The organism is Bifidobacterium apri, from assembly GCF_009299485.1.
GTDB lineage: Bacteria > Actinomycetota > Actinomycetes > Actinomycetales > Bifidobacteriaceae > Bifidobacterium > Bifidobacterium apri.
This window is the reverse complement of sequence record NZ_WBSO01000008.1, coordinates 11,493-32,536: the sequence shown is the minus strand read 5'-3', so window position 1 is coordinate 32,536 and position 21,044 is coordinate 11,493. Positions and strand designations below refer to the sequence as shown.

The window sequence follows — 21,044 nt, the reverse complement described above, 5'->3', positions numbered from 1 at the left end:
CGGCTGTCGATGGCCGCCAATCGCCGATCAACTGTCGTCGAATCCGACTTCAGCCCGGCGACCCGTCGGCGGCTCAACCAACAGGTTCAGCTGCCGAAGCCAGACGCAACCGGGTTGCCCTCGCACATCCGTTTTGTTATCTTTCGCTACTCAGCATAGTCATCGCGAATCAAGCGGATACGGCAGTTCGCACGCGCATGTTCAAGCTGTTTTCCTTGATATATCAGGGTTCTGGACGCGTGATTACACCATAACGGCTCTTTCATCACATAAGAAAACAGCAGAAGATTCTCAGGTTATTCTTAGGATTGGGTGTGGGGTGGGAGTCGCGGGAGCATGGCTGGCGGTGGAGTGGGAGTCGCGGGAGCATGGCTGGCGGTGGAGTGGGAGTCGCGGGAGCATGGCTGGCGGTGGAGTGGGAGTCGCGGGAGCATGGCTGGCGGTGGAGTGGGAGTCGCGGGATCGCCAACGAACTCGTGCACTTCGCAAGAGCATGCGATTATTCCGGAATACTGAATACCCCATTGCCCACTCGCCTCATCCAAACTGGCTACGCTGAGGACAGTCTCAACGTAACCAGTTTGGATCGCGGATGTGCGAGCGCAACCAACCGCCAGCCACCCCCACACCCGGAACCCGCAGAATCCCAGCAATTCACCAGCGCACCAGACACCAACACCGGCACATCGGCCATGAAGCAGCCTGAGGCCACGGACCAAACCGGAAATAACATGGCAAAATCGAAATCAGTCCTCACCCGGCAACCAAGCATCAAAGCACCGACCACTGCCGCAACACTGCATCCGGCGCACTATCAATTGACGCCACCATCACATACACTTGATCTAACAACACTACGAAGACTGCGAAGGGAGGAACCCATGGATTCGCCAACAGCACTGGCTGAGCCGCACCGAATCGCCGATCCGATCATGCTGACAGACAAGGAGATCAGCGAGCGCCGCCGTAACATCGAACGGCAATATGGCACCGCCGCCGCCCTTCGCAGGAAACAAGCCATGGGCGTCCTATCATTCGAGGAGTACATCGCCCTGCACCAGATTGAAGGTCTTGATTATCTCGAGAAGGGATGATGCATGTCCGCCGAGGGTGAACAGGCCCGACAATTCGCACAACGTTTAGAGAATCTCCTCCAGAACGTACTTCCCACTTGCGACAACGCTTTTACCGCAACGCCTCAAGGCAAATACGGCAAGCGAGGAAAAACTGTCTATCTCATACAACAACGAGATAACTCAGGTATCCCACTCACCTGCGACGGAGATGAGATTCTCAGGTTGCAATATTCCTTCTTATGTTCTTGTAAAACACCCCAGTCAATGCTTCAAGTCGATAAATCAGACATCCTTCTTGCCACTGATTCTGGACATTCTCCCCTGTGTCATTACGACTATGTCAGATCTCCACAATCTGACATCCCAGCTGCACATATCAATATTCATGGCTCCAATGATGCAGCGACCCGAATTATGCTTTCATGTGTTAACGGTAAGCGCTCAAAAAACAGAAGAAAACAATATCTGGACAAAGGTCTTTTCCCAACTTTTTCATCTTTGCATTTTCCTGTCGGCGGGGATCGGCTGCGTCCTGGACTCGAGGATGTGCTTGAAATGGCGATATATGAGTTTCATATCGACACCCAGCCTCAGTGGAAAGCGTCTCTTGCCCAAAGCAGAGAAGAATATCGTACTGCGCAAATCAAGGCGATTGTCCACGAATTCCCCGATTTAGCGTACGACACGCTGATCGAGGACGGGTACGATTTAGGACAACGACCAGATCGACCAGAACGGTCTGATCGAGATAGCATGCTCATTCGCTATTGATACTCGCTCTTCTATGGCGCCCACAAGTATTCACGATTCATATAAGTCCAGCTTGCCAGTCGCCAACGAACTCGTGCACTTCGCGAGAGCATGCGATTATTCCGGAACACTGAATACCCCATTGCCCACTCGCCTCATCCAAACTGGTTACGCTGAGGATGGTCTCAGCGTAACCAGTTTGGATCGCGGATGCGCGAGTGCAACCAACCGCCAGCGATTCATCGAGGGATATCGCTGCGCTATCAACGTCCGTGGGCATCCGCCGCGCAACACAACGCATCCTATCAATCAATGCGCATCAGAGATTGCTCGGTCAGCATTGCGCGCTGACAATCCGAACAGCACCAGCAACTTCACCGGCATCACCAGGACCGACACCAGAGCCGACACCAGAGCCAGAACCAACACCAATCCCGGATCCAAGCTTCAACCCATCTCCACCGACCGCACTGCCAGCCCCGCTATCATCTGCGGCATCAGTTCTCCGCGTCCGTACAGCCTCACTCCCCTGTGTCTTGGGCAACAGCAGCTGCAAGACAATCGCAACCGTTCCCCCGACCGCTATGCCGGACGACAGGAAATACTGAATGAATTGCGGTGCCATCTGAATCACTGAATCCGGCAGGATCATGGTGCTCACGCCGCTCATCACGGACACACCGAGTATCATGGTCGCCCGGTCATCCATCACAGTATCTTTCACCATTTTCACGCCGTTCGAAATCAGGGTCATACACACCATGGCGAATACGCCGTTGATTACAGGAGTCGGCAGTGAGGTGATGACCGCCATGAGTTTCGGGCAGAAACCGAGACACACGAGGATGGCACCGCCCGCGATAACAACCCGTCTGGATGCCACTTTGGTGATGGCGATAAGACCGGCATTCGAGGAGTAGCCGGTCATCGGAGTGCCGCCGAACAGCGCGCCGACAAGGCACCCGAGCCCCTCGCCAACGGTTCCTCGGTCTATGCGTTCGTCTTCCATCGGTTCACCGGTGATCGCCTGCACGGTGAACCACGTTCCAGTCGTGTCAAGCAACACGAACAGATACACGACCGTCATGAGCAGGCATGCCTGGAGATTGAACTGCGGGGCACCAAAATGGAAGACATGTGGCAGGGAAAACCACGAGGCCTGCCCAACTGCGCTGAAATCCGCGCCTCCCATGAGCCATGACACCAACGTACCTGTCGCCAGAGCAATGATGACGGAGAACATGTGGAGTATCCTACTGTTGCGCATGCGGTACTGAGCGATCATGCACGCGAGCAGCACAACGAACGTCACGCATCCGCCGACCGCGTTTGCAGTGAAGTCGCCACTCGTGCTGAATACGCCTGTCACAGCGGTCGGCACAAGCGTCAGCCCAACGATGAGGATGATGATGCCGCCGATGAATGGCGGAATCGCCTTGCGAATGAATTTCGAGAATGCCTTCGTCACGCCGAGCAGCATGATAACAACCGCTCCGGGCAACAGGCTGCCGATCATCGTAGGGATGCCCATGGTGGCGCCAATCGCACACAACGCAGCGAGCGGCACGTATGACGGCCCTTGGACGATCGGGTATCTCATGAATAGTCCGCTTTGCAGCAGCGTCGCGATGCCACAGGCGAAGAAACTCATTTGCAGGAGGAACGAAAGGTCACCGCCTTTCAATCCGATTGCTCCGCCGAGAATCAGCGGCATGATGTAGAGATCCATCGACAGCACGTGCTGCAGACCGAGGATCAGTGATTTTCCTACCGGGATTTTATCGTTGACACCAGCGATGAGATGCTGGCTGTGTTGTTGAGTCATGATGATGCTCCTGAATATGTGACGTACGATTGTGGATGACAATGCTAGGCATCCAGCTGGTTCGCCAGATGCTCGCAGAATCAGACGCGCTTTTACCGCAGTCGGCAAGAACGCTGAATGGGAGAAACGAGAATCAGTTGTCGGCAAGCTGCTTGCGTAGCTTGTCCAGTTCGACATCAATCGCGCCGGCAAGATCCCGCTCATCGATGCCGCATGCAAAACTTCCGTTGCGGTACACCACTCGGCCGTTGACAATGGTCGTCGCGATATTCTCTGGCGTGGATGAATAGACCATAGTCGCGTATGGGTCATGCATCGGAATGGACGTGAGATGTCGCGGTTCGAACAGCACCAGATCCGCACGCTTGCCGATTTCGATACTGCCGAGCCGGTCCTCCATACCGATGGCTTTCGCCCCGCCGTTGGTTGCCATGGCTATGGTCTGTTCGGCTGTGATTCGCGCCGCATCCCGACTGAAACCTTTCTGAATGAGAGCCGCGAATTTGAGGCTTTCCAAATAGTTGGTCGTGTTGTTGCTTGCTGCCCCGTCTGTGCCAACCGACACATTCACGCCTGTATCAAGGCATTCGCGAATCGGCGCAGCCCCAGACCCGAGATACATATTGGACACAGGATTATAGCTGACTGACACTCCGTGATCGGCGAACCGACGGATTTCATCATCCGTGAGGTTCACGCAGTGCACGCCGAGCATCTTGTCCGTAAGGAATCCCATGTCGTCGAGCATCGGGACAATGCTCTGCCCGTAATGTTCGCGGCACATGGCGTTGTCAACTTCGGTTTCGTCAATATGCATGGCATACCGCACGTTCTCCGACAGGCAATACTCCAGCATCGTGCGGTAGCCGTCCCGCGTCGTGGACCATGTGACGTCCGGTCCCGTCCATATGGAGAGCATATCCCCGCGATCCGCGTAATCCTTGCGGAGCCGGGAAACCTCCTCCATTGCCTGCTCTGCTGGCTCGATCATGCACGCCGGCATGCCGTAATCCTCGCCCGCGTCTTGGAACGTGCGGATGAACACGCTTCTGATACCGGTGTCTTCCATTCCCGCGATGCAGCCGTCGGCCAGTTGCGGATTCTGATCGGTGTAGAAGAACTCGCACAGCGTGGTGCATCCGCTTTTCAATGCCTCCATGCACGTCAGCTGCGCCGCGAGACGATGCTGATATGGTGTCATCAGCGCCCCATACGGCAGTGCGGAACGATTCAGCCATTCAATCAGCCGATGGTCGGCGCCCAATCCTTTGAGGAATGACTGGAAAATGTGCGTGTGCGTGTCGATGAAGCCGGGAAGCAGCACTTGGCCGGCTGCATCGATGGTTTGTGCGGAGCGTATGTCGGTAGGGATATTCCCTTCCCCGATTCGGACAATTGTGCCATTGTTCACGGCGACATAACCGTTGCGGATGACCCGCCGCGAGGCGTCCATGGTGCAGATTGTTGCATGGCTGATTAGAAGGTCCACTGATTCTTCGATTGGATTCGTGGATTGATTCATGGTTCCCACTTTCCTTGTGCACGCCGTGCGAACTTCCCAAGCAGGGGCATTCGGGGCGATGCGTCGTTTGCGGATTCGTCCCGACGAGGTTGAGGCCTCGCCGCCTGCGTTTTGGTATCAAGGAAAACGAAGAAAACTCGTAACTCCCACAATACGGGCCGGCCGGTTAACGCGACCGCCGGATTGTGTTACGAGGGCATGCATCGCGGACACATTATGGAAACAGAGTTGCGGTGATGCGGGAGTTCAACAGCGAGACATCATTCAACTCGCACGCATCAGCGCGATGATGGGTCCTTGTGGGAAGACCACTTCTTCCATGCCTTTTCGTCGCGATTCTGTGTCACATACACTTTGTTTGCATACCCTGCGGTATTCCGCTTCAGCTGTTCCCTAATCTGGTGTAAAAATTGACGATCGTAATGATTCGAACTGATTGCGGTGGACGGCTCGATAGTCGCGCAGACAATGACTTTCTTGCAATTCACCGCTTGGCGGCAGATATCCGCGACTTCGGGATTCGGCTGATATCTGGAACCAACTTGCAGACCGGCCAGCGTGTCAAAGCCTTTTCGAGCAATAGTCGTTGCCAGTTCCGTGGATTTCGGCCGCGTCTCCTTCACGGATTTCCTGTCATAATCCTTGGCTTCAATCAGCCACAGCTCATCACCGCAAACTGCGACGATATCGCACCCCTTCGCCATGATGGCTTGGTTCCCACTCAGACGCTTGAAGAATGGCAATTCATCATATGCGGGAACAACGAGCCAATCATCAGGAAACTCATACACGTTGCCGTCTTGGGTGAATTGTTTCATCTCGTCAATCGTCTTCCGCCAGTAGCATGTCAGCCTGATGGTATTCCGCATTGATAGCGGCGAGATAATCAACGGGAATGTCCTCGATGCGCTTTTCCTGCACCGCCGTGACATCCACGCCTTCGCGTTTGAACGCGGTAAATCCCAGACCTGAAACGGTCATCGACTTCGCCTCATGCTCAAGCTGACGCATCAGGAACGAGCTATGCGTACCCAGGAATACTTGCGCCCCACAGTCTGCAAGCTTCACAATGGTCTGCGCTACAGCGACTTGACTGGCGGGATTCAAGTTGGCTTCGGGCTCATCCCAGAACAGGTATCCGCTTCCCGACAAGACGCCCGAACGCACCAATCGGTAAATCGTTGCCAATTTTCGGAGGCCTTCCGCAACCAGAGGCATTTCCAAAATGCCCTCCTGCCGGTGCAAATAGAAGTGCCCGCCTTCTTCGGTGATATCCGTACCCATGATGTCCATCAACGGCTTGATCGCATCATCGATGGCATCGCCCTTCACTCGGCGCAGTGGCGGACGACCGAGCAGATCGCACGTATCGCGCCAGGTCTCATCAAAACTGGTTTACCTGGTGTTGTGCAGGGAAACAAATCCGGGATAGATGGACATGAGCTCGCGTGAAGGCAGGAAAACCGGTGTTGATTCCAATCGATTCGATGGGAATGAGTCAACGCGAACTTCTGTTTTTGAATTGGTCGCGAAACTGAACTTCAGCCGATTCTTGACATTGCGATATCGGACAGTGATGTCGGCACGCGCCCTACCCTGCTGGCGGGTAGCAAGACGGCCCAAAGCATCCGGCTGGAATACGCCAATGAGCTTGTCGGCAATGTTCCTTTGCAGATTGGTCTTCACGTCATTGCCGTGGTGGAGGACATTCGTGCATGAATACAACAGCTTCAACAACTGCGATTTACCTGTGCCGTTATCGCCAACAATGACATTGATAGTTGGGAGAAAACTCAACTCATATCTGTTGTTGAACGGTCAAAAACTGGAGACGGACAGCTTTTCGATGGCCTGCGTACTCATGCGGAAATTATATGTTCCTATGCCAGACAAGTGGTTTCATGCTTACAGATGCAGTTTCTGTATGGCAACAATCCGGCTCCGTGCGGTTTCATCAATTACCCTAGACAGCCTCGTTGTTCAGTTTGGAAGTTTGGGCGGCTGACTGCGAGAGAATCGATAAGGAACAGAATACCCTTCAAACGGCCCACTTTCGATAGCTTGCGCGCCTCCGAAAGGAATTGCATGTTTCTGACATGCGAACAGCACTTCAGCGCGTGTTCGCTTGCAATCGCAACAGTACTGATCATCGAATCAACGCGAAGCCGACTGATGAAGATAATACGGAGGCATCCTCAGTTGTCTGATGAGAGAACAGGCAACTGAGGATGTCATATCCTAATGTCTGAAACGACGAGACACCGAACTATCCGATAACTACACAGACCAATTGGTTCAGTGCTTGCCAGATGGTGCGGCGGGTTCGCCATGGTTGTGTGGTGGCTTAGTCTTGGGTTTTGCTGTTGTCGATGAGGCGGATCTCACCGTCGGCGATGCCCTGCAAATGCCTGCCGTACGGGCTCTTCCCGTACCGCTTGGCGGACTCGAGCAACTCCTCCCGGCTGATCCACCCGTTCTCGTAGGCGATCTCCTCGACCACCGCGATAGGCAGGCCTTGCGCCCGCTGCACCGTACGCACGAACTCACCAGCCTCGAACAGACTATCCATCGTACCCGTATCCAGCCACGCATACCCACGGCCCAACGTCCGCACCCGCAGCGAGCCATCCTCCAGATACATGCGGTTCAGATCCGTGATCTCCAACTCGCCACGCGCCGACGGCCTCACCCGCTTCGCATACTCCACCACACGGTCATCATAGAAATACAAGCCCGTCACCGCGTAATTCGACCTCGGGTGCGCAGGCTTCTCCTCGATCGACACCGCCCGCCCCGACTCGTCGAAATCAACCACGCCGTACCGTTCCGGGTCATCCACGTAATAACCGAACACGCTCGACCGACCCGCCTCGGCGTCACGCACCGCACCACGCAACACACGACCCAATCCGTTCCCGTAGAAAATATTATCCCCCAGCACCAAAGCGCACGGGCCGCCCGCGATGAACTCCTCACCCAACAGGAACGCCTGCGCCAGCCCGTCCGGGCTCGGCTGCACCTTATACGACAGGCGCACCCCATACCGGGAACCATCCCCCAGCAGACGCTCGAAATTCGGCAGGTCCTTCGGCGTCGAAATCAGCAGGATATCCCGGATGCCCGCCATCATCAACACGCTCAACGGGTAATACACCATCGGCTTGTCATACACCGGCAGCAACTGCTTCGACGTCACCGTCGTCAACGGGTACAGGCGCGTGCCCGAACCGCCCGCCAGAATGATTCCCTTCACGGCTTCCTCACCGCCCTTCCACGGACCCGCCGCGCACGGCGAGCTCCGCCTTCACATACGCCTTCAGGGACTCCTGCCAATCCACCGGCGTGAAACCGGTCGCCTCGATCTTGCCCAGCGACAGCGCCGAATGCACCGGGCGCGGCGCCACCGGGCCCTTCGCGGACTCGAAGTACTGTTCCGTGGAGACCGGCATGACCGCATCCCCGTTGCCGTTGGTCAGGTCGAACACCTCGGCCGCGATGTCCTTCCAGGAGCGCACGGCACCCTCACCGGTCAGATCATACGTACCATAGGGCGCCTGCGAACCGAGCAGGTGGAAGATGGCGGCAGCCATATCCTTCGTGAACGTGAGACGCCCATACTGGTCATCCACCACGGTCACATGGTCGAGCGCCTGCTGCGGATCCGCCACACGGTCCGACAAGCCCATCATCGTCTTGACGAAATTATGTCCATCACCAATCACCCAGCTGGAGCGCAGGATGTAGTGCCGCGGGGCCTGAGCCACGGCGATGTCACCCGCCGCCTTCGACTGCCCATACACGCCCAGCGGGGCGAACGGCTCATCCTCGGTATGTTCCTCCACCGTGCCGTCAAACACATAATCCGAGCTCACATGCACGAGCGTGATGTGATGCTCACGGGCGACCTTGGCAAGCAACGCCGGGCCCGTGGCATTCGCCTTCCACGCGGCGGTGCGGCCTTCACGCGTCTCAGCCTTGTCGACAGCGGTGAACGCACCGGCGTTGATGATCGTCCCGTACAGATCCCAATCGAACTGACCGTAGGCAGCCGGATCGGAGAAATCGAAGGTGTCAATGTCATGGTATTCAAAGCCGTGCAGGCCATGCGTCTCCGCATACTCACGGATGGCACGGCCCAGCTGGCCGTTCGAACCGGTGACAAGCGTGCGCTTCGGCTCCATCGGCTTGGCGTCCTTGAGCATCGGATGATGCAAATCCGCCTCGGAACGCTCAGACTCCTCCAACGGGATGGGCCACCGGATGTCGAGCGTCGGATCCGCAAGGTTCACGAACGTGTACGTCTTCTTCTGCTCCAGGCTCCAATGGGCGTTCACCAGATACGTGTACGCGGTGCCGTCCTCCAGCGTCTGGAAGCTGTTGCCCACGCCACGCGGCACGAAAATCGCCTTCGACGGGTCCAACACGCACGTATACACCTCGCCGAACGTATCCCCCGGACGCAAATCCACCCACGCGCCGAACACACTGCCCGTCGCGATCGAAATGTACTTGTCCCAAGGCTCCGCATGAATGCCACGCGTCACGCCACGCTTCGTGTTGAAGCTGATGTTGTTCTGCACCGGACCGAAGTCCGGCAGCCCGAGGGCGACCTCCTTGGCGCGCTGCCAATTCTCCTTGAACCAACCACGATTATCCCCATGCACCGGCAGATCGAACACGATCAACCCCGGGATATTCGTCCGCACGGCCTTCAAATCCTTCTCGAAATCCATGAATACGCCTTCCCTGAACTTTTCATGCAATCCAACGTCTCCCGCAACCGCCACGCCGACAGCAACGGACACCATACGGGGCGGACGCCAGGCGATACCGCACGACACCCGCCCCGCAGGCTCACTGACCCTGCCGCTTGTAGCGCTCCTCGGTCGCGGCCTTGGTCTTCTCCCACCACTGCGGGTTGTTCGTGTACCAGTCGATCGTCGCCTTCAGGCCCGACTCGAAATCCGTGTGCATGGGCTCCCAACCCAGCTCCGTGCGCAGCTTCGTCGCATCGATCGCATACCGGCGATCATGGCCCGGACGGTCCTTGACATGGTCGAACGCATCCTCCGGCTGGTCCATCAGGCGCAGGATCAACCGGAGCACGTCGATGTTGTTCCGCTCGCCGTTCGCGCCGATCAGATACGTCTCGCCGATACGCCCCTTCGTCAGGATCGTCCACACCGCGGAGGAATGGTCCTCCGTATGGATCCAATCACGCACGTTCAACCCCGCGCCATACAACTTCGGGCGCACCCCCGTCAGGATATTCGTGATCTGCCGCGGGATAAACTTCTCCACATGCTGGTACGGACCGTAATTATTGCTGCAGTTGCTGATCGTCGCCCGGATCCCATACGTACGCGTCCACGCGCGCACCAGAAGGTCCGACGAGGCCTTCGTCGACGAATACGGGCTCGACGGATGGTACGGCGTCTCCTCGGTGAACTTCGCCGGGTCATCCAACGCCAGGTCCCCGTACACCTCGTCCGTGCTGATGTGATGATACCGGATGCCGTACCTGCGCACCGCCTCCAGCAGGCGGAACGTGCCCACCACGTTCGTACGCACGAACGGCTCCGGGTCCGCGATCGAATTGTCATTATGCGACTCCGCCGCATAATGCACGATCGCATCATGCCCCGGCACGATCCTGTCAAGCAGCTCCGCGTCGCAGATATCACCCTTCACGAAATCCATACGATCCGACGGGATCCCCGCCAGGTTCTTCAGGTTCCCCGCATACGTCAGCTTGTCCAGCACCGTCACATGCGTCTCCGGATGGTGATCCACCACCCAATGCACAAAATTCGAGCCAATAAAACCAGCCCCACCAGTAACAATGATGTTCCTCGGAACAAACACTTCAGTCATATCTACATAGTATCGCTTGGCAGAGAATTTTACTGAGACTGCACCGCCACGAATTCTCTCCTAGTGCGACGAGTAATCGATGCTGAGTATGAATACGACGCGATGCACGTCTCCACCGGGTTTTGTCTGGTAGGCGTCACAATACTGGTAGTTGATCCGTGCCATGCTCGACAACTCATAGTGAATGGTCTTCGAGAAGCCTTTCCCTTTCGGCGCGCCCGCCTTCCCTCGCAGGAAACAGGTATTTGCTATTGGATCTTTGGATCCGGGTGACTGAGCGATGTGATTCCAAAATTGTCTCGCCTGCTTCAAGCCGACGCGTTCAACAATCTGTTCCCATGCTGCTGCGTACTTTCTATGAACCAGTACACGATACTTGGGCTTTTCAAGTGGTTTACCGCCTGGGCTTCTCGCCGGTTCCATAGGGTTGTACGCAGAATCCATCACTTATCCCCCGGTTCTGCCGGCGCCTCGGCTTCGGTGAAATCATCCTGATCAAGTCCCGGAGATAGCAGCACCCGTTTTCTCAACGGATCCTCCAATTGCCCTGCGGTTGCCTTCCAATCATGCAGCAACTCGTCAAGTCCAGTAAAGTCATCTCCGGAAATATCGATGACTAGCTCATCAGAAAGCTCATCACAGAACGCGGTGAGATCATCGTTATCAAAGACCCTGAGCCATGCGAGGTCTCCCCACCCCGCCACATCCGGCCGGCCACCTGGCTGAAGATAACTTCTGAGCCGGTTTAAATTCAGCGTCCATTCCTTGTACAGTTCCAGATGCTCAAGTTTAACATTAGGGAGCATCACCAGCTCCGACCCTTTGTTGTCTTTGATGATGGCACGACCGTTCCTCGCGGCATCCAGCACTGCAGTCCGCTGTTTGGCGAGATCTGATACCTGAAAACTGTTCATAAGGAACCTCTCATACCATGTGCTCATATTACTGTGCATACATTCTTATGCTATATTTTATACACTATTGTATCACTGACTTGCAAGCAGAGGTATCATGACAGAAGATATCACGAGCGAACAGCCCAACGCCACAAATCATGCCCGAACCTGCAGCGACATACTCAAAGCATTGTATAAATTGCTGTTCTGCCCAGTGCCCACAAACCCCAAGGATGCTGCGAGCCGAGCAACTGGCATTACGACCGAGATGCACAATCTGGAAAGTCGCGGCATCACGGACGGCATCATTCGCTACGGCTTGGTTGACGTTCTTGTGCTGCAAGTATTGGCACCAGTATTGAGTGCTCAAGGCAACCAATTGATGGCCGAAGACAAACTGGCACAATGGCGGGAATGCCTACAGTTTGGCGAGCTCACGTCTGAAACCAATGCCCACCAGTTCGTAAGTCGTTTGGGAGAGAATCTTCAAACCTTCAAAATTTGGGCTTCCACCACAAACTTCCAAGATCTGATCAATCTGAATCCACCAGACATTACCACGTGGAAGAGCCTCAGTCTTCAAAGCCCGGAAGATGATTCCGTGGTCGCTTCTTACGTATGGCTTTGCGACCGATATCTATCTCCAGATTTAACAAAATGGACCACCCAGTCACTGCACAAAGAGTATCGATATATCCATAGCGGAGACACAGACTCTTTCTCCGAGAATGCGCTTGAGCCAATAAACATTGACAACAATGAGCTGAACTCGGAGATTGCCAAGCGCGCTGTCTATCAACAGAAAACTCGCACGCTCGATATTCAAATTAACAAGCTCATCGATGCCGCCAAACAGAACCTCAGGAAACAGGATTACCGGGGAGCGGCCGCACTATTTAATTTTTATCTATCTGAGCGCCCGGAATCCACCGACGCGCTGAATTCTCAAGGCTTTTGCCTGATTCCGGATTCACCGGAGGACGCAGCAGAAATCATCCAGAAGGCGCGCGTACGCGGGTTTCACACGCCATGCCTATCCGTCTACAATTTATGCTGCTGCCACTATCTGCTGCAGGACTTCGAATCGGCGCTTCGCATCGCTGACCAATACCGTTTGCACATGTATGGCACCAGAGCAGATTACAACGTCGATCAATCCGCACTTATCTGGCAAATCGACGGCCAACAATGCAAACTGCAGGAAACTCACAATATCAGGACGGAACTTGCAGCCTTCTGCATTAAAATATGCGAGCAAGTTGAAGACACAAACAGACTTCGTGAATGGACGGTGTTCCAGGAGAAGCTCAAACAGTCCGAATCGCACGAGTGATATCGCATCTGTGGCAACTCGCGCCGATGCCCCCATGCTTCTCCATGCGGAATGACCTTTCAAGGCGAATGCAGCGAATCCGTTGCTACTCAAATGAACCAATTCCTACCGTTCACATGACCCCAAAACAGCACGCAAAACGGGCCACATCCGCTTGACAACCCACAAACATACCCACCCTCCGAGTACACGAATACAATCAACACAGAAACGCTTCACCGACAAGAAGCGAACCATCTACGTAGCCGGCGGCAGGTTCAGCACCGCGGTCGCCAGAATCCTGGCATTGAACTTGCAGCTGCTACGACCAAACGTCATGCTGCTTGACGATCTGGACCAGAAGGACAAAGGATGCCTTCTGGACATGAACCGCCGATCAGTGTTCATGGTATTCGATTTCGCCAGATACCAGAAGAACATCATCAGAGCCGCACATGTAGCCAAGCAGAAAGGCGCAACCATAGTCCTGATATCCGATGGCGAATTGTCGCCGATCAAGACGGACGCGTCCATAGTCCTTCCCATATCCACCGACAGCTTCCTGCCATTGAGCGGCATGGCAACGGCGACAGCAATCATAGAAATCCTGCTCAGCGACGTTTACACGCAAATAGGCTCGTCCGCGAACGAACATCTCACCGAGTGGGAGTTGCTGACCGGCGGGGAGACCGTGGAGTAGATATCCGCACAAGCATTCTTCAATGGATTGACATCGATAGAATCTACCAAGATAACTATTTTATTATCACTTTCATTGAAATAATTATTTCAATGAATCAAAAAAGTATCAGAAACGGATATCTCGTGCCTTAAGTATATGGCTAATACTATTATAAATATTGGTATATAACAAACAGCAACAGTAGATAATGAACTGTAGAAAATGTTAACAAGAGTTAGGAAGCAAAGAAAAACTTCACCTAGACTTTGTAAAACCCCTAATCTATTCAAAATATACCGCGTTAGCTTATAAATAGCGAATTGTACAAAGAATGCTATATATATACCCGCAAATCCAAAAGCATTATAAAATTGAACAAACCCAGTAGATGCATTTAAATATTCGACATTATATATAGGCTGGTTAACACTTAGAGCATGCGTCATATGTTTCGAAATAGATTCAGGAAGCATTAGTTCAAACAACGCAATAATATCTGAACCTGAATTGCCCATAAGGATATTATAGTTCAAATTGGATAAAGAACTAGTAGTATATGTATAAGTCCACATAACCCATTTTGGAACATAAGAAGGCAAAGAGGTATATACTCCAATTGTTTCTATATAAGAATAATCATTCCAAGCACAGTTCGATCTTATGTTTCCTAAAACACTAATTAGGAATACAATAAGAGCAATTGACAACAATGCGATTGGTATCAGCTTTGCTTTCAATTGGGATATTGTTGACATATTCTTATAAATATAAAGAAATATGAATATAAGCATAGAGAATGTAATATATCCACGACTTCCATTAAGTATAAACATTAATATTATTACAGAATATTCAATGATCAATTGCTTCCAGAGTCGGTCATGACTCGAGCGCGATAGTATTAAATAAGCAAGATATCCAGAATAGAATATCGCAAACCCAATCACCAATGGTGTGACCATAGGAATGCCAAGCGTTTCCTGTTGTCCAAAACCAAGATCAGTATCATATCCGGAATATTGCATAGTCATCGGCAACCCACCTGCAGCAACAAAACTAGCAGCAAATCCGACACAAATTACCAAAGTCGTTATTATTGATTTATGACTAATCTCAAGACCTACAAACTGTGCCGGTTTTTTCAGAATCCCCGACACCAACGCCACAACGCCTGATGTCAAAAAGAACAGCAAAAGTCCAAAGCTCAAGGGCTGATTTAGCTCCGACCAATGGAGTGAGTACAATATTATCATTGCCCACCAAGTAGCAACATATATATATTCAAATTTCATTTTTTCTCTTCTTTGATATTACTGACACTATCGCTTTACAACAATAATCTTATTCATTACCTGGCTTTTCAGCCATAATGCTGTATTTTCTTTAGCAATCAATGAAATAATTAACCATGATAGGCTGTAAAAAACGAAGCCTGCCAACAACATCTCTAATGAATATATTGTATTATATTCATATCTATTGATAACATTCAGTTTAGTTGCCAAAGCAAATGACATCACAACAGATACCATATGAGCGAGAATCACCTTTACACACTGAGATATAGTACTTACATCTTTCAATTTCCGATATGTTGACTTCAATAGACTACAGAAAATCGTAATTTCCGCAATGAATACCGAAATAGCCGCTCCAAGTGCACCTAACTTTGAATCAAATAACACATTCAAGCCCACACTGATTGGTACTCCAAGCAAATTTGCAGCAGCAAGTTTTTTCTCTTCTCCCAGTGGACATAAAACGCAAAATCCCAGAAATGTATTTAATCCAGAAAATAATATGACCCCACCCATAATTTGCATAGGCAAAATCGCCCCAACATACTTTTTCGAAGAAATCAATATTACGAGCGGACCGGAGAATACAAATAGAAAACACATTATGCCCATACATAGATTCACCGTTACCCACATCCCCGTGCCCAACAATCGACGGTACTGTTTTCTATCTTTAACTGCATAATAGGATAATCTAGGCACTAATGCGTTAATAATAGCAGTTAATATCTGCGCCAACACGCCTTTGACCTTGGTCGCCAATTGATAAAATGCTACCTCTGTATTATCAATGCTACACATACCAAGGAGAACACTGTCAAAATACAGGTATAGTGACGATGCTATAGACAATACCGAATATGAAGCAAGTGGCTTAATGTGTCTCCGGATTCTTACTTCGCCAATACCGCTCATTGGAACATTATGGAACATTCTCACTATGTTAAAGATATTATTTCCACTAGTGATCAGCGCCAGTATTAATCCATAAATAAACCAGTCATCACTTTCTCTTACGAGACAAATTATCAATATAAGAGAAAGTATTTTAAAAGCAACACTACGGACAGTTATATACGCATAATCCTCAATAGCCTGAAAATACCATTCCACGCCATAGGACAACAATAATGTACCAACCCAGAATACCCACATTAATGAGCTAATTGCCCTCAGACGTGGCAACCATTCAATGCAGAAACCAAAAGGAATAAGAACTACTAGCGTACACACAGTAATAATAATCAGCAGCTCTCTCACTATCTGCGCCAATGCAACTGGATCATCTCGCACACGTGCACACTCTCTAATTCCGTATGTGGGTATTCCTACCAGGCAAAAGGCAGACAGCCACATCGACACAGACTGTGCGAAGCCAACATCACCGTAACCAGATACAGATAGAACACGCGTGACATACGGTATGGTCACTAAACTTACCAGCATATTGGAGGCAGTTAAGGCGGTATTCATGATGGCGTTAAACTTGACCGATTTCACGCGTTTTTCCATCTGCCATTATCTCCTTAAGAGGTGATTACAATTGAGATTTTACCTTCAGTCTGAATCTGCTAATTTATGGCACATCTCACCCAATTGCATCGACACTTTTTGTTTGAAACTAATTTCAGGTAAGGGTACATCACATTCGTAGAATGAATATCGATTATGATGCAACCAGACTGACATCAATCTTTCAGACAGGAAACCAACCCATCTTGATTGATACCCCACTTCGTCATTGCCTTCTGTTCTATTATCATCAACATATCCCAGTACCGAAAACATCCAATTAATATAATTGTTAAAGGTGTTTCGATTTGCAATCAACATATTATATGGATAGAAATAATGATAACCTTCACATTCATTAAAGTCGTCGACGTAGTCCGGACAAATTTCACTGATTGCCTTTTCTAATAGTTCAAAGTCACTTGCATGATGATGTGATGCATAATGTTTCTTAACAGTGGTAATCAGCGGGTATTTCTTAGGCACAATCAACTGATATTTGTTTAATATTCCTAAGATATCTGATTCCGACAATAGCGGCGATTCTGGAGATGATGCCTCTTGGAAAAATCTTCGATAATGCACCATCCCTTTATAACTATCATCACAATTTTTCCATATCCAATATAATGCGGTAAGTTCGCAATATGATGGATTCTTGGCAGATATATTATCCCCTGTATCATCAGTCTCCGAATTCGGATACTTGTTATGCAAGGCATACTTATTGTCACCCACAAAAAGGGCACGGTATGGCGTAGATAATTCCGATAAACGCGGCACATCCTTATGCGCAACAACAAAAATGGTCACAATATCCTCCCAATCAGATTTATTATTGCCAACGACTGTAGCTCATTGTTGATGTAGCCATGCCTTGAATCGTCTAGCCGTTCGATATACCCAGTAGGGTACTGAATGCCGCAACATCCAAACATTGGCATTTCGTGAATGGCAATAAGCATCAACAACTCGCAATGCATCATTGAAATATGGCATAGCAACGAGTTCGCGATAGAAACGCGGTGCATCAGCTGCACAGGTTTCGACAGAAGTGCTTAGCACACCGCTCACCAAAGCATAAAAAAGAAGATATGCCTGGTCTTGAGGCATTCTGTATTTCTTCAATAAGCCCTGATAAACAATACAAACATTCCTACACTCATCTGCATAACTTGTTAAATCTGGCGTATGTGTCATTGACTGTTCATGCTGTACGTACTGATACTCATTCACAGCCATGACAGCTTTCCCGTTTTGAGAATTTTGCAACATCAAAAAAGTGAAGATAGTATCATCACCATAACATATTCCACGTAGATTTTTCCATTCATCCAATATTCTCAACAACATTTGTCGCTTATATATTTTATTCCAACGAGCAATAAATATTTTGTTATCCAAATGAAGATGATCGTCGACAATATAATTCTTTGACAATTCCATTAGTTCGTATTTTGTATATACACGGTCATTAGCCAATGGATGCGCAACTGCTTTATTGCCATATCGATAACTAAACCCCATTGCGACGAAATCATATTCATGATCTAATTCATTGACAAAATTCTGTAGATAGTTGTTACCGACAATATCGTCTGCATCCACAAAGCAAACATATTCACCGCTCGCTACACTTACGCCAGTCGCAGTTGCAGCCAAAGAACCAGCATTTTCTTGATCGACCACTGTCACCCTTGCATCTTTTTCATATTTTTTCAGTATTGTCCTACTCAAATCAGTCGAACCGTCATTAACCGCTACTATTTCATAGTCGTCATACGTCTGGCTGAACAACGAGTCAAAAATGTTGTCTAGGTATAATTCCTGATTGTAAATTGGCAATATAACGCTTATTTTCATGACAGTTCCATTTATTCTATTTTGTTGGAATTAGCATTTTTAACCGTAAGAACTTTAATTTCCTGTAGTTCTTTATCGGTAACTCTATTTGTGAACAGTTTTCGGTTTGCCTTTATCAGTTGCGGAGTAATATTACTATAGTCAACTTCAATGGCGGATGTTATCAATTCCTCAGATATTCTCTTTCTGATTATACGTGCCGGAACTCCACCCACTATTGAATATGCGGGCACATCCTTATTTACCAAGGCTCCTGCTGCGACTACAGCCCCTCTACCGATATGCACGCCCGACAAGATTGTCGCTCTATAGCCAATCCACACGTCGTCTTCAATTTCAATCGGACCTTTACAGATTGAACTGGGCACACCAAATATCTTTGCAGACACCGGAAAAGTCGAAAACGTATCAAGGCTATGGCCGCCGCCAAGAAGAAACACCACATCGTCAGCTATCGAGCAATATCTACCAATAACCAATCTCTCGTTTGGCATGCCGAACGCAACAACCTTAAGTCTTCCATAGCTATAATCGCCTACCGTAACCTTCTGAATAGGAAAGGAGCCATTTACGATAGTTGTATCGTTATTTCGGTTTCTAATTTTCCAAATGAGATTCTTGATATTCTTTTTAATCCATTCCAACATAGGTTTCACGCTCACCAAAATAGAGGGCTCAAGCTATGAAATTTGTTAGAAGCCTTGAATTTCCAAAAGATTAACTGCATCTCGCAGAAAATCTTCGCGACAATAGAAGAATTATAGAACACTCGATTGTCCTTTTTAGATATCTCATAACGGATTCTAGCAGTTGACATGCTATCGGTTTCCCGTGAATAGTCTTGATGTATTACAACATTTTCCATTATTGCAACACTGAAGTTATTCTTACGCACGTCATCCATAAATGCATGATCAATCATATCGAGGAATAAATCCTCTCGATAATGAATCATTTCGTAAATTCCAGTCTTTACAATCATACCCGAATTAATAGCACTTAGCGGTCGCTCAATCATCTCAGTCGACCGAAATGCTGAAATTCGATATTTGCCCCTCTTGCAAGGACTCATGATTATTTTCCCACTAATCACGACAGGCAGATATACATCAGCCTCGTTGTTTTCCACAAACCGATCAACTTCTCCGAGTATCGCATTCGTGTACGTTGTGTCATCATCCAAAATCAGCACATACTCTGATTTGCAATCTTTTACAGCAACATTATACGCAACCGATAACCCTTTGTTGCCACCCATTGAGTGATATAAAATTTTGGTATATTCCTTCGCGACTTCATGATTGTTATTTGGTTTATCACTATTGTCACAAATTATTATTCGCTGAATATAGTTGCTACGCTGTAATTCTTTTATTGATTTTATGTCATCTATCGATTGATTATAAACAACTAATACCACATCAAGCCTCATCTGCCAGCCTCCTCCCTTTCGCTGTCCCCATTTTGTTCCCCAAGATCCTCGCACAACAATCAACTACGAACGCCATCGATTCGCCATATTGTCTGCTGTCCCATAGTTGCGAGACGACACTTCTCATAAGCCTTGCCCCTTCTGCCGTGGTATTTGCAGATCTTAAACTATCTTTATGCAATTCCATCTCTACAGCACTGGCAAAATTCCGCCGATATTGTTGTCGCAACGTGAAATTGTGGGAATGCTTCACTCTGGCCTCTGCACAATATGCAATCTTCCAATCATTGTGCAAGAAAGCTGCGGCGATGAACATATCCTCGTTGGTGCTCACTCTCTCAAATCCCCCAACTTGAAGGTATGCGCTTCTCCTGTACGCGGAGCAAACATCTGATGCGAAATACGCCTTGATCCCCATCCGCGGTATATCCTCACGGCTTCGTGTATATGATTTGGCGGGGTAATTGTATTCTCTGACAAGCCTCTCGAAAGGTCTTGCATCGTCACGCGCAATCTGTCGGCCGGAAACCATTGCTACGGCAGGATCAGCAAATGCTTGCACCATGGAATCGATGTATTGGTCATCTTCTGGCAAGGCATCTTGCGTCAGGAACAGAACGAAGTCACCGTGAGTGTGCCGAAGCGCTTTATCCCTTGTCGCACCATGATTGAACTCCTCACGGGGAATCGTCAACAATTCGATTCCACGATACTGAGTCACCTTTTCACCGGTTCCGTCATCCGAACTCGAATCCACCACAAGAATCTCATCGGGTTTTCTGCGTTGCGCTTGCAGTGCATCAAGAAGATGAACAATTCCATCACCCGCGTTCAATGTCGGAATAACAACTGATATTAGTGCTCTCTTGTAATCGTTCATAGAACCAGTAGAAGAGTCAGGTTCATGCGGCACGGCAGCATACTCCGTTTTCTGCTGTTGCATCCTTCTCAACCCCTTCACCAGACGACGCCCGGTATTCAACTAGAGATATATAACCATGC

The 21,044-nt window shown here is 49.9% G+C and carries 20 protein-coding genes; 4 read left to right on the top strand and 16 right to left on the bottom strand.

The window, feature by feature from the left end:
- The first annotated feature begins 881 nt into the window (after window positions 1-881).
- Together DSM100238_RS06200 and DSM100238_RS06195 are read left to right on the top strand one after the other, a co-directional pair.
- Window positions 882-1,094, top strand: a complete 213-nt coding sequence (locus DSM100238_RS06200) for a hypothetical protein (protein WP_152355821.1) — start codon at window positions 882-884, stop codon at window positions 1,092-1,094.
- 3 nt (window positions 1,095-1,097) lie between these two features.
- Window positions 1,098-1,847: a hypothetical protein gene (locus DSM100238_RS06195; RefSeq protein ID WP_152355820.1), complete on the top strand. Its 750-nt coding sequence runs from the start codon at window positions 1,098-1,100 to the stop codon at window positions 1,845-1,847.
- Between the two features lie 313 nt (window positions 1,848-2,160).
- Here DSM100238_RS06195 and DSM100238_RS06190 read toward each other — a convergent pair whose 3' ends face one another.
- The 9 genes from DSM100238_RS06190 to DSM100238_RS06150 form a co-directional block, all read right to left on the bottom strand.
- Window positions 2,161-3,651: a uracil-xanthine permease family protein gene (locus DSM100238_RS06190; protein ID WP_205730697.1), complete on the bottom strand. Its 1,491-nt coding sequence runs from the start codon at window positions 3,649-3,651 to the stop codon at window positions 2,161-2,163.
- A 133-nt stretch (window positions 3,652-3,784) separates the two neighbouring features.
- Window positions 3,785-5,173: an amidohydrolase family protein gene (locus tag DSM100238_RS06185; protein ID WP_152355819.1), complete on the bottom strand. Its 1,389-nt coding sequence runs from the start codon at window positions 5,171-5,173 to the stop codon at window positions 3,785-3,787.
- Between the two features lie 278 nt (window positions 5,174-5,451).
- Window positions 5,452-5,991, bottom strand: a complete 540-nt coding sequence (locus DSM100238_RS06180; protein WP_152355818.1) for a cysteine--tRNA ligase — start codon at window positions 5,989-5,991, stop codon at window positions 5,452-5,454.
- A gap of 4 nt (window positions 5,992-5,995) precedes the next feature.
- The gene (locus DSM100238_RS06175; protein ID WP_152355817.1) at window positions 5,996-6,505 is read right to left on the bottom strand and encodes an AAA family ATPase; all 510 of its coding nucleotides are present in this window, start codon (window positions 6,503-6,505) and stop codon (window positions 5,996-5,998) included.
- Between the two features lie 63 nt (window positions 6,506-6,568).
- Window positions 6,569-6,970, bottom strand: a complete 402-nt coding sequence (locus DSM100238_RS06170) for an AAA family ATPase (RefSeq protein WP_152355816.1) — start codon at window positions 6,968-6,970, stop codon at window positions 6,569-6,571.
- Between the two features lie 547 nt (window positions 6,971-7,517).
- Window positions 7,518-8,426: a glucose-1-phosphate thymidylyltransferase RfbA gene (gene rfbA / locus DSM100238_RS06165; RefSeq protein ID WP_152355815.1), complete on the bottom strand. Its 909-nt coding sequence runs from the start codon at window positions 8,424-8,426 to the stop codon at window positions 7,518-7,520.
- Window positions 8,427-8,433: 7 nt separating this feature from the next.
- Complete coding sequence (locus DSM100238_RS06160; RefSeq protein WP_152355814.1) at window positions 8,434-9,906, bottom strand: sugar nucleotide-binding protein; 1,473 nt, start codon at window positions 9,904-9,906, stop codon at window positions 8,434-8,436.
- 121 nt (window positions 9,907-10,027) lie between these two features.
- Entirely contained in the window at window positions 10,028-11,047 is a 1,020-nt protein-coding gene (gene rfbB / locus DSM100238_RS06155; RefSeq protein WP_152355813.1) for a dTDP-glucose 4,6-dehydratase, read from the bottom strand.
- Window positions 11,048-11,490: 443 nt separating this feature from the next.
- The gene (locus DSM100238_RS06150) at window positions 11,491-11,961 is read right to left on the bottom strand and encodes a hypothetical protein (protein WP_152355812.1); all 471 of its coding nucleotides are present in this window, start codon (window positions 11,959-11,961) and stop codon (window positions 11,491-11,493) included.
- Between the two features lie 97 nt (window positions 11,962-12,058).
- On the opposite strand from DSM100238_RS06150, the gene DSM100238_RS06145 reads away from it, so the two are divergent.
- Complete coding sequence (locus tag DSM100238_RS06145) at window positions 12,059-13,276, top strand: hypothetical protein (protein WP_152355811.1); 1,218 nt, start codon at window positions 12,059-12,061, stop codon at window positions 13,274-13,276.
- Window positions 13,277-13,430: 154 nt separating this feature from the next.
- Window positions 13,431-13,955, top strand: coding sequence for a MurR/RpiR family transcriptional regulator (locus DSM100238_RS06140; protein WP_167511076.1), 525 nt, complete (start codon window positions 13,431-13,433; stop codon window positions 13,953-13,955).
- A gap of 89 nt (window positions 13,956-14,044) precedes the next feature.
- Here DSM100238_RS06140 and DSM100238_RS06135 read toward each other — a convergent pair whose 3' ends face one another.
- From DSM100238_RS06135 to DSM100238_RS06105, 7 genes are read right to left on the bottom strand one after another with little or no spacing between them, the layout of a single operon-like run.
- A complete protein-coding gene (locus tag DSM100238_RS06135) occupies window positions 14,045-15,229 on the bottom strand; it encodes an oligosaccharide repeat unit polymerase (protein ID WP_152355809.1) in 1,185 nt (394 codons plus the stop codon).
- A 27-nt stretch (window positions 15,230-15,256) separates the two neighbouring features.
- Window positions 15,257-16,747 (bottom strand): oligosaccharide flippase family protein, encoded by a 1,491-nt coding sequence (locus DSM100238_RS06130; RefSeq protein ID WP_152355808.1) that lies wholly within the window; start codon window positions 16,745-16,747, stop codon window positions 15,257-15,259.
- Window positions 16,748-16,792: 45 nt separating this feature from the next.
- Window positions 16,793-17,560 (bottom strand): DUF4422 domain-containing protein, encoded by a 768-nt coding sequence (locus tag DSM100238_RS06125; protein WP_167511075.1) that lies wholly within the window; start codon window positions 17,558-17,560, stop codon window positions 16,793-16,795.
- A 42-nt stretch (window positions 17,561-17,602) separates the two neighbouring features.
- Window positions 17,603-18,610, bottom strand: coding sequence for a glycosyltransferase family 2 protein (locus tag DSM100238_RS06120; RefSeq protein ID WP_152355806.1), 1,008 nt, complete (start codon window positions 18,608-18,610; stop codon window positions 17,603-17,605).
- Window positions 18,611-18,621: 11 nt separating this feature from the next.
- The gene (locus DSM100238_RS09630) at window positions 18,622-19,257 is read right to left on the bottom strand and encodes a CatB-related O-acetyltransferase (protein ID WP_167511077.1); all 636 of its coding nucleotides are present in this window, start codon (window positions 19,255-19,257) and stop codon (window positions 18,622-18,624) included.
- Window positions 19,258-19,268: 11 nt separating this feature from the next.
- Complete coding sequence (locus tag DSM100238_RS06110) at window positions 19,269-20,042, bottom strand: glycosyltransferase (protein ID WP_152355804.1); 774 nt, start codon at window positions 20,040-20,042, stop codon at window positions 19,269-19,271.
- Window positions 20,032-20,985 (bottom strand): glycosyltransferase family 2 protein, encoded by a 954-nt coding sequence (locus tag DSM100238_RS06105; protein WP_338071669.1) that lies wholly within the window; start codon window positions 20,983-20,985, stop codon window positions 20,032-20,034. The genes DSM100238_RS06110 and DSM100238_RS06105 overlap by 11 nt, the downstream gene beginning before the upstream one ends.
- Window positions 20,986-21,044: the final 59 nt, after the last annotated feature.